Consider the following 14038-nt stretch of genomic DNA (forward strand, 5'->3'; position numbering starts at 1 on the left):
GGGCGTCTGCAGCATCCTGCCGTGGCTTGCCCGGGACAGGTATCCGTGATTTTCTTTGCTGGATGACGCTACTGACGCTGCATATCGAAGGCATGTCCTGCGGTCACTGCCTCAACGCGGTCAATCGCAGTCTGGCAGATCAGGCTGGGGTCGTCACCAAGTCGGTGGGAATTGGCCGTGCCGAGGTCGAGTTCGACCCGGCGGTAACCAGCGAGGCGGCCATCGTGGCCGCGGTGAAGGAAGCCGGTTATCCGGCCACGCCGGTGCCGGCCTGAAGGTGCCTTCGAAGCGGCGCTCGGGTTGCTCGAGCGCCGCTTCGATTACAGGATTGTCACGACGTCGCCTGTCCTCGCGACATCCTGGCATCCAGGCTGTGCGGGCCGGCGCCTCGCGCCGCGAAGAAGAGCCAGATAAAGCAAAACAACATGGCCAGCTCGCCGCGGTTGGCCCACCACCAAATACTGTTGCTGCCAAAGCCCCAGTGGATCCAGAAATAGGCCACCGCCATCTGTCCTGAGGCGATGAAGGCCGTCGGACGGGTGAACAACCCCGCCGCGATCAGCAGGCCTCCCGCCAGTTCGATAACCCCGGCAATGCCATAGCGACTCATCAGCTCCGCAGTGCCGCCGTCGGGCCCGACGCCGCCGAACCAGCCCAGCAATTTCTGCGCACCATGCGAAGCGAAAGCCAGCCCTGCCACAACCCGAAGGGCAGTGAGGCTGGCGGCTGTGAAGGCAGGAGGTGAGGCGGTCATTGGCATGATCTCCCATCAATCGTCGAGCATGACTTCAGCCGGTTCGTCGGACCGGGAGGCGAGCTCGGGGTGGGCATTCAGAATCCGGGCGCAGCTGTTCCAGCGGATCACGGCGTCGTCGTTTCCGGCCGGCCGGAGCCGCTCGGCCTTCTCGTACCAGTCCATGGCCTCGCGGTACCAGTCGGCAGCCAGGCTCGCCGCAGTGAGACTCGGACTCATCCGTTGGGCATGGCCTCGGCGTTCGCAGATGATGCCGGCGTAGTAGGCGCGCTCGTACTCGCTCGTCAGTTGGGGCAGGACCTCGCGGGCACGCCCCAGACCGCCGGCAATGCCCTGCGCAATCAGGTCGGTCCGAGCCAGCAGCAGCATCACCAGGGCTTTCTGATTGCTCGGCTCGATGGCAAGGACGTCGAGACAGATGCTTTCCGCGGCATCGGGCTCGCTCAGCAGACGATATCGCTCCGCTTTTGCCAACGCGGCGCCGACCCCGCCCGGCGTCATCGGTTTGAGTTCGATCATCAGAGCCTCCTTCAGCTGGACGCGTCCTTCCCCCGGAACAGCCCGATCAGTTTGGCGATCGGGTCGAACGCCTCGTCGATGACCCGCTCTTTGAGCGGAATGATCGCGTTATCGGTGATCTTGATTTCCTCTGGACAGACCTTGGTACAGCACTTGGTGATGTTGCAGTACCCGATCCCATGCAGGGTGCGCAGGGCCTCGAGACGGTCTCCGGTGTCGATCGGGTTCATTTCGAGGCCGGCCGTGTATAGCAGGAAACGCGGCCCGATGAACTCGTCGTGCAGCTGGTGATCTCGGAGCACGTGGCAGACATCCTGGCACAGGAAGCACTCGATGCATTTCCGGAACTCCTGCGGCCGGTCGACATCCTCCTGCCACATCCGCCAGGTGCCGTCGGGCGCATCCGGTGCGCGCGGCGCCAACCTGGGGATTTTCTTCTTGACCTCGAAGTTCCAGCTTACATCCGTCACGAGATCCCGCAAGTGCGGAAAGGCGCGGATCGGCTCGACGGTCACCGGTTCGCTCAAGTCGAGCTGATCCAGGCGTGTCATACACATCAGCTTGGGCTGGCCGTTGATTTCAGCGGAACAGGAGCCGCACTTGCCCGCCTTGCAGTTCCAGCGGCAGGCCAGGTCGGTTGCCTGATCGGCCTGGATCTGGTGGACCGCGTCGAGCACCACCATCCCGCCGGACACCTCGGTGGTATAGTCCACCAATTCGCCGGTGCCGGATTCTCCTCGCCAGATCGAAAACGTTGCCGTTGCCATACCTGTGGCTTCCTCTCTCGCCGTTCGGGCGGAGCTCGGGGCTACTTGTAGGTCTCGACCAGCTCTGCCAGCTCAGCAGGCATCGGGGCGACCGGTCGCCGCTCCAGGCTCATGCCCCCGTCCGCGGCCTGCGTGATGACATGGTTGAGCTTGCCGAACTCGGCCTGCTTCTCGGGGAAGTCGTCCCGGAAATGGCCGCCTCGGCTTTCTTTCCGGGCCAGCGCGGACAGGACGATCGCTTCCGACACGGTCAGCAGATTCTTGAGGTCGATCGCGGTATGCCACCCAGGGTTGTAGGCCCGCCCGCCCGGCACGCCGACCGCGGCCGCCCGATCCTTGAGCCGCGCCAGCTCGTCCACGGCGCGGAGCATTTCCTCCTCGCGCCGAACGATTCCCACGAGGGACTGCATCATGACCTGAAGGTCCTGCTGTACTTTGTACGGACTCTCGCCCGTGCTGCGGTCGAACGGCGCCAGGGCCTCGCGGATCCGCTCCTCGACCTCGCCGGCATCCGGAGCAACCGAAGCCTGTTCCCGGGCATAGCGCGCCGCGTACTCGCCCGCCCGCTTGCCGAAGACCAGCAGGTCGGAGAGCGAGTTACCGCCGAGCCGGTTGGCGCCGTGGAGACCGGCGGCTGCTTCTCCGGCGGCAAAAAGGCCGGGCACCGTGGTCATCTGGCTGTCGCCGTCGACCAGCACGCCGCCCATGACGTAGTGGGTCGTCGGGCCGATTTCCATCGGCTCCCTGGTAATGTCGATGCCGGCCAGCTGCTTGAACTGGTGGTACATGCTGGGCAGCTTCTTCCGAATATGCTCGGCCGCGTTAGGCAGGCGCTCCTTGATCCACTGGATGTCGAGGAAGACGCCGCCGTGCGGGCTGCCGCGACCTTCCCGCACCTCCCGGACGATGCAGCGCGCCACATGGTCGCGGGTCAGGAGTTCGGGCGGGCGGCGAGCGTTCTTGTCGCCCTGGGTATAGCGCCACCCCTCCTCGGGCGTGTCGGCCGTCTGGGCGTGGTAGTTCTCCGGGATGTCGTCGAACATGAACCGCTTGCCCTGGTTGTTGAGCAGCACCCCGCCTTCGCCGCGCACGCCTTCGGTCACGAGAATGCCCTTGACCGAGGGCGGCCAGATCATCCCGGTCGGATGGAACTGCACGAACTCCATGTCGAGCAAGGCCGCGCCGGCCTGGTAGGCAAGGGCCTGACCATCACCGCTGTACTCCCAGCTGTTGCTCGTGATCTGGTAGGCCCGCCCGACACCCCCCGTCGCGAGGACGACGGCGGGCGCCCGATAGAGACGGAACTCGCCCTGCTGGCGGTCGTAGCCTAACGCACCCGCAATTCGCCCCTGCTGGCGGAACAGGCTCACGATGGTGACTTCCATCTGCACGTCGATACCCTGATGGATGCCGTGGTCCTGCAAGGTGCGGATCATCTCGAGACCGGTTCGGTCGCCCACGTGGGCCAGACGCGGATACCGGTGGCCTCCGAAATTACGCTGCAGGATACGCCCGTCCTTGGTGCGATCGAAGAGCGCCCCCCATGCCTCCAACTCGCGGACCCGGGCCGGTGCTTCCTTGGCATGCAGTTCGGCCATCCGCCAGTTGTTGACGTACTGGCCGCCGCGCAGGGTGTCGGTAAAGTGGACCTGCCAGTTGTCGCGGTCGTCCACGTTGCCCATTGCCGCGGCCATGCCGCCTTCGGCCATGACCGTGTGTGCCTTGCCGAGCAGCGACTTGCAGATCAGGCCAACCGAAACCCCGGCGCCGGCGGCCTCGATCGCGGCGCGGAGTCCCGCGCCCCCGGCCCCGATGACCAGCACGTCATGATCGAAAGTCTGATAGGACATTCAGAGAATCCGGTAGTCGGTCCAGATGCCCATCGAGCAGAGCCGGATGTAGAGGTCCGAAAACGCCACGGTGATCAGGCTGACCCAGGCCCAGCGGTGATGGGCCCGGTTGAAGCAGGAGACACAGGCATACGGGGTCTTGAAGAGGGGTCGCCTGGAAAACTGGCGCTGGAAGCCACCCACGACGTGACGGAGCGAGTGGCATCCGAGGGTATACCCACCGAGGGCGATCACGTTGACAACCAGGATCAGGCTGCCGATCCCGATGCCGAAGCTGTTGCCGCCTGATCCGTCGGCGAACCAGAAGCCTTTCACGGCATCGTAGCTCAAGAGGCCGAGAAAGATCAGGGCAATGATCATGAAGTAGCGGTGGATGTTCTGGAGAATCAGCGGAAAGCTGCGCTCACCCCAATAGGTTTTTCGCGGCTCACCGACCGTGCACGCCGGCGGATCGGCCCAGAAGGCCTTGTAGTAGGAACCGCGGTAGTAGTAGCAGGTGAGGCGAAACAGGCCGGGAAACGGAAGGATGATCAGCGCGGGCGAAAACGGCAGCCATGCTGGCCACCACCCCGGCTTGGGCCCGAACCATGAATGCGGCGAGTCGCCGAATACCTCCGGTGCGTAGAAGGGCGAGAGATACGGACCGTGAGTGTAGTGCGCGTTCTGGAAAGCGGCCCACGTCGCGTAGATGACGAAGGCCGTCAGAACCACAAGAACGATGAGCGGCTCGACCCACCAGCGGTCGCGTCGCAAGGTCTCCCCGAACCGGCGTCTCGGCAGGGGAATGGTGGCCAATCCCATTGCGATTCAGTTCCCGGACAGATGGTGCAAACTGGACAGACTGGGGCACGTCGGTGTGTTCACTGAGGATACCTCCAACCGGCGCGTGAGGCTAGAGGAGCGGGCAGGCTGTTGTGGGGGTGGTCCGCATCAGCCCAGGAAGGGCTGGCCGTGGAGCCGGCAGATGGGTTACGATTGCCTCGCGTCAAGCCGATTCCAGGCGTCGGCTCACCATTTCAGCGGGGTTGTGGGCCGCCATGTCGATCTCGGTGTTTGCCGTCGTCCTCGCCGCCGCCGCCCTGAACGCGACCTGGAATGCCGTCGTCAAAGGCGCCCCCGATAAACAGCTGACCACGGCACTCGTGACCGTCGCGGCTGCGCTCATCGCGGTGGTTGTCCTGCCATTTCTGCCGATTCCGGCCCGAGCGAGCTGGCCGTTCCTGGGCGCGTCCGTATTCTTCCAGGTTGCTTTCTTCGTGCTGGTTGCGCGCACCTATCAGATTGCGGACATGAGCCTGGCCTACCCGCTGATGCGGGGTCTGGCACCTCTCGTGGTCACGTGTGTGACGGTTATCGGACTGGGGGAGTCGCTCTCGATCGCTGCCGGGCTCGGCATCGCCCTGATCTGTGCCGGCGTCCTCGGCATGACGGGCGGGGTGCGGCGCGGGGGCGACGCACGAGGCGTCTGGCTCGCCCTGTTCAACGCCGTCGTGATCGCCGGTTACACCCTGATCGACGGAGCCGGGGTGAGGCGGTCCGAGACTCCTGCTGCGTATACGCTGTGGCTCTGTCTGTTGACGGGAGTTCCGTTCGCGGCCTGGGCGCTGCTCACTCGTCGTGCGGTGTTCGCCGCGTACGCCGCCCGCCACTGGCAGCTCGGCGTGATCGGTGGAGTCGGAACGCTTGCCTCGTATGGGCTTGCTCTCTGGGCAATGACACGCGCTTCCGTTCCCGTCGTCGCCGCCCTGCGCGAGAGCTCGATCCTGTTCGCAATGATGATCTCTGTGTGGGTGCTCAAGGAACCTGTCGGGTCGGCCCGTATCGCAGCGGCGTGCCTCATCGCCATTGGGTCGATGGCGCTCCGATTCGGGTAGGTGTGTCTCCTGCCCGCGACCGCCGGGAGGGTCCAGCGCTGGCAGACGTATATTTGGGGCAGCATGGCAGATTCTCACGCTGGCGAAGGGGCAACGCCCCGTACCTGGGCCGGGTTGACCCTCGGTCTGGTCGGCCGAGCCCTGATCAATCCACGGCTCGCGTTCGACTTGATTCGGATGGGTTGGGCCTTTCGCCGCCGCTCCTGGTGGCGCGTCGCACCATTCCTGCCGGTGCCTGATCCGGCCTACCTCCGGTGGCGGATGTATACCGCCTACGGCAGCGAGGACGCCGTCCCCCCGATCGATGATATCATCCGCTTTGCGCGCTGGCGCCGGGAGACCATGCGGCTGTGAGTCGGCCGCGTGTCGTGGTGCTCGGTGGCGGGTTCGCTGGCCTCTACCTTGCCAAGGAACTGGCGGGGCGGCCGGTCGACGTGACGCTGATCGATCGCACCAATCACCACCTGTTCCAGCCGATGCTGTACCAGATCGCGACGGCGGCACTCTCCCCCGGCGACATTGCCTCGCCGATCCGGTCGATTCTCCGCCGCGCCGGAAACATCGAGGTCCTGCTCGGTGAGGCTTCTGCCATCGATCGGGCGGCACGAGCGGTCACCCTCGCCGACGGCAGCATCATCCCGTTCGACTACCTGGCCATCGCAACCGGCGCTCGCCACTCGTACTTCGGGCGCCCGGAATGGGAAGCGCTTGCTCCGGGCATCAAGGACCTGGACGACGCCCTCGAAGTGCGTCGCCGGATCCTCCTGGCCTTCGAGCGGGCCGAACGTGAAGCCGATCCAGTTGCTCGGCAGAAGCAGCTCACCTTCGTGGTGGTCGGCGGCGGACCGACCGGTGTGGAACTGGCCGGTACACTGGCGGAAATCCGTCGCTTCGCCTTGCGCCGCGATTTCCGGCGAATCGATCCTCGCGACGCCACCGTGATGCTGCTTGAAGGCGGGCCTCGCCTGCTGCCCTCGTACCCGGAGGCCTTGAGCCAGAAGGCCAAGGAAACCCTCCGCGAGATGGGGGTCGATGTGCGCACCGAGACGTTCGTCACCGCCATCGAGCCCGGTTTCGTGACCGCCGCTGACTGGCGGATCCCGGCCGAGACAGTGCTCTGGGCCGCCGGCAATCAAGCCAGCCCCATCCTCCAGGATCTGGATGTGCCGCTCGATCGGCAGGGGCGGGTGGTCGTCGAAGCGGATTGCAGCATCCCCGGCGATGCGAACGTCTTCGTTCTCGGTGATGCCGCTGCGCACCTGCACGGCAGGGCTCCGGTGCCCGCCGTGTGTCCGGCGGCGATCCAGATGGGCCAGTACGCCGGGCGCACCATTCTTGCGGACCTGGCCAACAAGCCGAGGGCCCCGTTTCGGTACTGGGACAAGGGGCAACTCGCCGTGATCGGGCGGGGCAGGGCCGTGGCGGACATCGGGCGATTCAAAACCGACGGGTTCGTCGCGTGGCTGCTCTGGATCTTCGTCCACATCTTCTTCCTGATCGGCTTCCGGAATCGGGTCCTGGTCCTCTTCGAGTGGGCCTGGTCGTTCATCACCTTCCAGCGCGGCGCCCGCCTGATCACCGGTGTCTGGCAACCGGGGGCCCTCCTGGAACGCCCGAAGCGGGACGGCTCGTGAGTCTGCGCAGCGACCTTGCCCAGGAAGCCGAGCGACTCGGTTTCGTGGCGTGTGGCGTTGCCACGCTCGATCCCAATACGCACGGTCAGCTGTTCGATGCGTGGCTGGCAAAGGGCTACGGCGGCACCATGCGATACCTCAACCGCCAGGCCAAGAAACGCAAGCGACCGGCCGAGATCGTGCCCGGGGCAGTTCGGGCGGTCGTCGTGCTCGAGAACTACTACCTCGAGGATCCGCCGGCGCACAGCAGGCAGGTCCGGATTGCCCGCTACGCTCGAGGACGGGACTATCACCGTCACTTCCGGGCCCGGATCGATCAACTCGGTGCCTGGCTGACGACACGCGGAGCCACTATCGCCCATTCGTATGCCGACAGCGGGCCCGTGCCCGAGCGCGAACTTGCCGTGCGGGCCGGGCTCGGCTGGATCGGCAAGAACGCGATGCTGCTGCGGCCTGGCGTCGGATCCTTCTTCTTCATTGGCTCGCTGCTGACGGACCTGCCGCTCGAGCCGGACCCGCCGTTCGCGACCGATCACTGCGGCAGTTGTACCCGATGCCTCGAAGCCTGTCCGACCGACGCATTCGCAGAGCCCGGCGTGCTCGACGCCAACAAGTGCATCGCCTACCTGACGATCGAGTACAAAGCTGAGATCCCGGAACCCCTCGTCGACCAGCTCGCAGGATGGGCCTTCGGTTGCGACATCTGCAACGAGGTCTGCCCCTGGAACGTTCGGTTCGCGACCCCGACCGATGATCCGGCCTATCAGGATCGAGGCGCAATAGCGACCGATGATCCGGCCTTCTTCGAGCGGATGGACGAAGCAGAGTTCACAGCACGGTTCGGTGACACCCCGCTCGAGCGCCCCGGCCTTGTCCGGATGCGCCGAAATTACGCCAACGCCTTTCGTTCGATATCCTCATGATTCAGCGCATGCACTCGATCGCGGTCTTCGTCAACGATCTGGAACCCGCCCTGACCTTTTATCGCGATGTGCTCAAGCTCCCGGTGCACAAGGCGGGCTCGTTTGGTGCGGAGTTCCTCGAGGTGCCGCCGCACTTGAGCGTCCATCCGGCCAACCATCCGGACGCCAAGAAGCTCGTCGGGCGACACACCGGCGTTACGCTGGAGGTGGAAGGTTTGCTGCATTTCTGCGGCGACCTGCACGCCAAGGGGGTCAAGTTCCTGACGGAGCCGACCCAGATGGCATGGGGCATCATGGCGATGGTCAGCGACCCGGAAGGCAACGTCTTTGCCCTCTGGGAGAACAAGTCGCCGGAGGAGCAGGAGCCCGGCTGACGGACAGATCCGCATCGTGGTATCGAGTCGGTCGCGACGCCACGACGTGATCATGCAACGACGGGCCTCGGACGCAGCTGCGCCCGAGGCCCGTCGTGCTGTACCGCTTGCGTCAGGGCGTCAGATTGCGCTGCTCGAGCGGCACGCCCAGCGCCGCATGAACCAGTTGGCGAAGCAGTTCGCCGCTCCGGGCACTGCCGGAGTTGGAGATCACCGTCACAGAAAGCTCGGCGCTCGGAATCCAGGTGTTGGCCGTGATGAATCCCGGAATGCCACCGCCGTGGGATATGGCCTTTCGACCGGCTATCGAGTCGATTGCGAGGCCAAACCCATACTGCCGCCGGCCCTCACTCGCGGCGCCCTCGGCCGTCGTCATCTGCCGATACGACTCGGCCGACACGACTTTCCCGTTGTGCAGCGCCTGGTTCCAGCGAATCAGGTCGCTGGCCGTCGAACACATCGCCCCGGCCGCGTGGGGCTGTGACATCGACAGGAATGGTGAGTTGACCCAGCCGCCCTCCTTTTTCTGCTCGTAGCCCTGGCCGCGGTTCGGAATGATGTCCTGCGTCAGGCAGTTTCGGGTATCGCTCAATCCCAACGGCTTCGAAAATCGCTCTTCGAGATCCTCGCCCCAGGTGCGACCCGTGACCTTCTCGATCAACATGCCCAGGATCACGTAGCCGCTGTTGTTGTATGCGTACTTCGTGCCGATGGGAAAGTCGAGCGGCTTCGCCGCGGTCAGGGCCACGATCGTGTCGGTCGGCATGTCCTCGCCCCAGCGTGACCGCCAGGCCTGACCCAGGGCCGTGTAGCTCGGAATGCCGGAGGTGTGATTGAGGAGCTGCCGTACCGTGGCCGGCTTCCAGGCCTCTGGCAGGGTCGGGAGGTGCTTCCCGATCGGATCGTCCAGCTTGACCTTGCCTTGTTCCACCAGCTGCATCACGGCAGCCGCCGTGAACTGCTTGGTTACCGATCCGATCCGGTAGACAGACTTGGCAGTTGCGGGAAGCTGGTTCTCCAGGTCGGCCATTCCATAGCCGCCTAGTAGCAGGGTGTCCTTGCCCCGTACCACTGATACCACGACGCTCGGGGCGCCCCCTGAGGCAACGAAGGCCCGGGACAGGGAATCAGCCAGTCGTTGAGCTGTGGCCGGTGCCGGCAGAGTCTGCGCGCTGGCGCTGGCCGCAATGCCGAGGGTCAGACAGAGGGTAAGGCGAAACATCGACGGTTCTCCGCAAGCGAGGGGGCAGCGACGGCCTAACGGAGTTCACCGCTGCCCGGTTTCATCGACTCATGTACCGCTACAATCTTCCAGCGCCCGTCCTCGTGCGCCAGTACTTCCGTCCGCGCGACCACCTCGCGCCAGGCCTGCCCCGAAGTATCCGCCTTCTCGCAATCGAGCACCGCCGTCACGACGGCAGCATTTCGGCTCAGGACATCGACTCGAAACGGTTCGGGCCAGCGGCAGTCCACCTTTGTGTATGTGGCATAGCGAGGAGGCGCGCCGTGCAGGATCGCAGGCCAGTCGCCGATCTCGCCGTTGCCGACGTACGCCGTGTTGGGGCCGTAGTACGCCAGCACGGAATCGACATCCCGAGTCCGCATCGCAACGATCATTGCCTCCGAAACTGCGCGGACCGTATCCGCGATCGCCGCGCGTGCGGCGGGGTCGAGCGGGGGCGGGGATGATGAACCGGCGCCGCAGCCAGCAAGGCCGAGGACGAGGCTGAGGGAGTGAAGAGGTTTCATGCGGACGAGGATATCGTCCGCGCTGAACGAGGGGAAGGTCCTTCGGATGAAGCCGGTGACGGGCGGAACCGCAGATCCGATTCCGCCCGGTGCAGCAGGACTAGCCGCGAGCGAGGTTGGGGTTGTTGCGGCGTTCGATGTCAGGCAGGGGAAAACAGGTCATCGTGCCGTAGCTCCCTCCCTGCCTGAATGGTGTTCCGGCGGGCGGCAGGAACGGCAGATTGAGTCGGATCAGGTCGCCCAGACGGTGCGACTCGAGGAAGAGCTCGCGCCGCCGCTCTTCGAGCAGGGCCGATCGGACCGCCTCGAGCGATTGACTCCCGGAGTAGGCTGGCAGGCTCGCCGCGCCGCGAAGTTCGTCGATGATGGCAATTGCCCCGATCGGGTCGTTTGCCGCCAGTCGGGCCTCACCGACGATCAGGCGGGCCTCGGCCCACCGTGCGATCGGCATCGGGCTCGAGGGCGTGGCGTACTTGTTCGGGTAGACGAGCTGGTTGCCGTTCAGCGTCGTGAGGCCGCTGTAGGTGAGGGATACCCGGGGATCAGGGGTACCGTTGGTCGAAAGGTGCCAGTAGAAGGAGTCGACCGCTGCGCGGCTCTCGATTCGAATCCACTGATGCAGCTGGTTGGTCGATCGCCAGTTGACCCCGGCAAATCGGGCGTTGCGGACGAACCCTGCGGGAATCGTGGCGGCGTCAGCCGCTGCGTCATTCGGTCGACCCAGGTTGAGACGGGTTCGGGCCCGCCCCAGGCGGGCGAAGTTCGCGAGCGCCGGGTCATTCGCCGCCGTGGCTTCCGCAATCGCAGCGGTGAACCTGGCTTCGGCGACTGCCCAGGCCGCTGCACGAGACAGTTCAGGCCCGGCGTCGATTGCGAGCGAGCACATCCCTTCGCCGAGAAGGAGAATGCTGTAAGCTTCGTAGGCCGAGGTCTGCGCTAGCAGAACCGCACGCTGCGGTACCTCGGCGTCTGACCACCCTGTCAATAGCTCATGGGCGCGTTTGTTACCGAATCGGGCCGTGGATAGGGACGCATAGACGCCGATCTGCCCCCCTGCACCGGAAGAGCACTGCGCGGTGGCGTAGGTCCCGCCAAGCGCCGTGAAAGTCCGGCGCTCGTAGTCGAAGCTGTTGTTGTCGCCCCAGGCGACCTCGTCGGCCACCAGACCGCCAGCCAGCGTGTAATTGGAAAAGGCACAATCGAAGTCGTTGATGGCGCTGCGGACCAGCAGCGCGGCATTGGCGGGTGTTTCGAGGTCCGACGCGAGGACCTGATCCACACTGGTGACTTCGAGCAGGCCGTCGAAAATGGAACAGGCTGACAACGTAGCGGTCAGCAGACAGAGCGCAGCTCCCCGACGGGACGCGGCGCGGAATCGTCGTGATGGCATGGGATCTCCGGGCGACATCGTGTATGCGTCGTATCGTGTGGTCATCAGAAGGAGAGTCGGACCGCGCCGACGATTCTGGTCAGCGGAGGCGTGTTGCCATAGCTGGTGGCGCCGAAAACATCCCCCACTGAGATGCTGGTCTCCGGATCGATACCGGTAAAATTCGTCCAGGTTGCCACGTTGTACGCGGAAAGCGTAACAGATCCGCGCGCAGCGCCCAGGCTACGCACCCAGCCCTCCGGCAACGTGTAATTGGCCGAGACTTCACGCAGCTTGGTATAACTGGCGTCGGACAAGGCATAGTTGAGGGAACTCCGCGTCTGCGCCCCGGCAACCTCTGATGTCGTGAAGGCGCTCTCCTCATGCAGCTGTCGACAAGTGCTGCTCTCGGCGCACCGTCCCGACATGTCGCCATCGATCATCCACCGGCCGCGGCTGACTTCCACCATGGCCGTCAAGCGAAGCCGGTTGAACAGCGTCAACGTGGGTGCCAGTGACCCGGTCGTGGTTGGCAAACTCCGCTGATGGAACACGGCAGGTGCGGAGGCGCAGGCTACCCCGCCGCCGCTTCCGTTGTCGCAAAGAACGTTGATGGCCTGTCCGGTAGCGTTGAGGTCAGCCGAGATGATCTTGGGGCCGAACCACGACGCAATGGGATATCCGACTTGGTGCCGCAAGTTGCCGAGCGAGATAAACCCATTGGGATTACCCACTTCGAGGACTTCATCGTTGTTGTGGGCGATGTTGGCAAGCAGCTCCAGCGCCGCGGGACGGGACTCGATCAGCAAGGTACTAACCTGCAGTTCGAAACCGCGGTTGCGAATCTTGCCAAGGTTGGCCAATCGGGTGCCCGGGAAGCCGGCGGATGGTGCGAGCTCCTGGGCCACGATCGCGTCGCGGGTTGTCTTGTGGTACCAGGTGAAGTCGACCCCGACGCGCTCATTGAGGAGCCCCAACTCGAAACCTGCTTCGAGCTCGACGCCGCGTTCGGGCTTGAGATCCGGATTGCCAACCGCCGACGGTGTTACCGCCGGATTGCCGTCGCCGCCGGTGGTGGGCAGGTAGCGACGGAGCGCGGCGAAGGCCGCCGGCTGCTGACCGGACTGTCCGTAGCTGGCGCGAAGGCGGAGCGTGTTGAACAGGTTGGATGGGCCGAAAGGCTCGTCACTCACCACCCATGCCAGGCCGATCTTGGGGTATACGGCGGCGTTGAAGTCCGAACCGAAAGCGCTGTTGTCGTCGGCACGGATCCCGGCGGTCAGGAAAAGGCGACGCTGCCAGCTGAGCTGCTGCTGCAGGAAGGTTCCCACCGTAGTGTTGTTGATCACCCCGTCTTCGCTGACGGAGGTTCGGGCAGTCGACGAGAGGGCCTCGAGGCCGCCGGTCGGGAAGGCATCGCCCCGTGCGGTCTTCCGGCTCTCGATCCGGCGGTACAGCTGCAGGCCGACGGAGGTTTGCGACTCAATCGACCCGAGTTGAGCGGTTGCGGTGCTGGCGAAGTCGACCGTTGCCGTCCGCGCGCTGCGATCCTGGATGGTCTTGCTGCCGGCGCCGAGCCCGCCGCCAAAGACCGCCAGCAGCCGATCGTTCATTCGGGGAATCAGGTTGATGTTGTTCTCACTGATCCGGTCGATTCCCAGGTTGAGGCGCTGGCTGAGCCAGCCCGTCGGCCGATGCTCGAGCTGGAGTCCACCCGTCACGCGGTCGAGCCCCTGCGAGAAGAAGAACGCCTCCTGCCAGTCGCGAGGGGCGCCGAAGGTCCATCCGCCGCTCGGACTGTCGGCCAGAAGGGGCCGGCCATGAATCAGCGACCAGACCGGACCTCCGAACCCGCCGTCGGCGGGGAAGTTCGTCAACCCGGTCAAGTAGCCGACATTGGCTGTGACGCGGAGAGACGGCATTGGTGCCGTAGTCAGGTTGAGCCGTCCGCCAGTTCGCCGCATGTCGTTGGTCGGGTCGATGCCTTCCTGTTGCTCGAAGTTGCCGCTCAGGAAGTACTGGAGCGCATCGGTACCCCCGCTGACATTGAGGCCGTATGTCTGACTGTGACCGGTCCGAAACGGCGACCGCCCGGCTGCCTCTTCCCGCTCGACGAAGTTGAGGGAGAACGGCTGCCCGGCCGGATTGGTTGCCCAGCTGGGGCCGATCCGTTCCGCCGGGTTGGCAAACCAGCTGGCCCCTTGCGTCGTGATGACGTCCCAGGC

Annotated in this window: 15 protein-coding genes; 6 read left to right on the forward strand and 9 right to left on the reverse strand. The window is 64.9% G+C overall.

Annotated features, from left to right (window positions below; genetic code table 11):
- Window positions 1-62: 62 nt before the first annotated feature.
- Window positions 63-275: a heavy-metal-associated domain-containing protein gene (locus KF785_15940; protein MBX3148255.1), complete on the forward strand. Its 213-nt coding sequence runs from the start codon at window positions 63-65 to the stop codon at window positions 273-275.
- 56 nt (window positions 276-331) lie between these two features.
- On the opposite strand, the gene KF785_15945 is transcribed toward KF785_15940, so the two are convergent.
- Genes KF785_15945 through KF785_15965 form a run of 5 tightly spaced genes read right to left on the reverse strand, consistent with a single transcriptional unit; the run spans window position 332 to window position 4691 of the window.
- Entirely contained in the window at window positions 332-754 is a 423-nt protein-coding gene (locus KF785_15945; GenBank protein ID MBX3148256.1) for a DoxX family protein, read from the reverse strand.
- Window positions 755-769: 15 nt separating this feature from the next.
- Window positions 770-1273, reverse strand: coding sequence for a hypothetical protein (locus tag KF785_15950; GenBank protein MBX3148257.1), 504 nt, complete (start codon window positions 1271-1273; stop codon window positions 770-772).
- An 11-nt stretch (window positions 1274-1284) separates the two neighbouring features.
- Window positions 1285-2040 carry a succinate dehydrogenase/fumarate reductase iron-sulfur subunit gene (locus KF785_15955; GenBank protein ID MBX3148258.1) on the reverse strand — a complete coding sequence of 252 codons (756 nt, stop codon included), beginning with the start codon at window positions 2038-2040 and terminating at the stop codon, window positions 1285-1287.
- A gap of 41 nt (window positions 2041-2081) precedes the next feature.
- Window positions 2082-3890 (reverse strand): fumarate reductase/succinate dehydrogenase flavoprotein subunit, encoded by a 1809-nt coding sequence (locus KF785_15960; protein MBX3148259.1) that lies wholly within the window; start codon window positions 3888-3890, stop codon window positions 2082-2084.
- Window positions 3891-4691, reverse strand: a complete 801-nt coding sequence (locus KF785_15965) for a hypothetical protein (protein MBX3148260.1) — start codon at window positions 4689-4691, stop codon at window positions 3891-3893.
- A 236-nt stretch (window positions 4692-4927) separates the two neighbouring features.
- On the opposite strand from KF785_15965, the gene KF785_15970 reads away from it, so the two are divergent.
- The 5 genes from KF785_15970 (at window position 4928) to KF785_15990 (ending at window position 8695) form a co-directional block, all read left to right on the forward strand.
- The gene (locus tag KF785_15970) at window positions 4928-5764 is read left to right on the forward strand and encodes an EamA family transporter (GenBank protein ID MBX3148261.1); all 837 of its coding nucleotides are present in this window, start codon (window positions 4928-4930) and stop codon (window positions 5762-5764) included.
- Window positions 5765-5827: 63 nt separating this feature from the next.
- On the forward strand, window positions 5828-6118 hold the full coding sequence (locus tag KF785_15975) for a hypothetical protein (protein ID MBX3148262.1): 291 nt from the start codon (window positions 5828-5830) through the stop codon (window positions 6116-6118).
- A complete protein-coding gene (locus KF785_15980; protein ID MBX3148263.1) occupies window positions 6115-7398 on the forward strand; it encodes an NAD(P)/FAD-dependent oxidoreductase in 1284 nt (427 codons plus the stop codon). The genes KF785_15975 and KF785_15980 overlap by 4 nt, the downstream gene beginning before the upstream one ends.
- Window positions 7395-8321, forward strand: a complete 927-nt coding sequence (gene queG, locus KF785_15985) for a tRNA epoxyqueuosine(34) reductase QueG (protein MBX3148264.1) — start codon at window positions 7395-7397, stop codon at window positions 8319-8321. Before KF785_15980 ends, queG begins: the two co-directional genes overlap by 4 nt.
- The gene (locus tag KF785_15990) at window positions 8318-8695 is read left to right on the forward strand and encodes a VOC family protein (GenBank protein MBX3148265.1); all 378 of its coding nucleotides are present in this window, start codon (window positions 8318-8320) and stop codon (window positions 8693-8695) included. Before queG ends, KF785_15990 begins: the two co-directional genes overlap by 4 nt.
- 112 nt (window positions 8696-8807) lie before the next feature.
- Here KF785_15990 and KF785_15995 read toward each other — a convergent pair whose 3' ends face one another.
- From KF785_15995 to KF785_16010, 4 genes are all read right to left on the reverse strand, one after another.
- Complete coding sequence (locus KF785_15995; GenBank protein MBX3148266.1) at window positions 8808-9917, reverse strand: beta-lactamase family protein; 1110 nt, start codon at window positions 9915-9917, stop codon at window positions 8808-8810.
- 35 nt (window positions 9918-9952) lie between these two features.
- Window positions 9953-10444 (reverse strand): nuclear transport factor 2 family protein, encoded by a 492-nt coding sequence (locus KF785_16000; protein MBX3148267.1) that lies wholly within the window; start codon window positions 10442-10444, stop codon window positions 9953-9955.
- Window positions 10445-10544: 100 nt separating this feature from the next.
- Window positions 10545-11834, reverse strand: a complete 1290-nt coding sequence (locus KF785_16005; protein MBX3148268.1) for a RagB/SusD family nutrient uptake outer membrane protein — start codon at window positions 11832-11834, stop codon at window positions 10545-10547.
- Between the two features lie 44 nt (window positions 11835-11878).
- Window positions 11879-14038, reverse strand: a 2160-nt coding sequence (locus KF785_16010; GenBank protein MBX3148269.1) for a TonB-dependent receptor, incomplete at its 5' end; no start/stop codon positions are given.

It is taken from the genome of Gemmatimonadales bacterium (genome assembly GCA_019637315.1).
In the GTDB taxonomy this organism is placed as follows: Bacteria; Gemmatimonadota; Gemmatimonadetes; order Gemmatimonadales; family GWC2-71-9; genus SHZU01.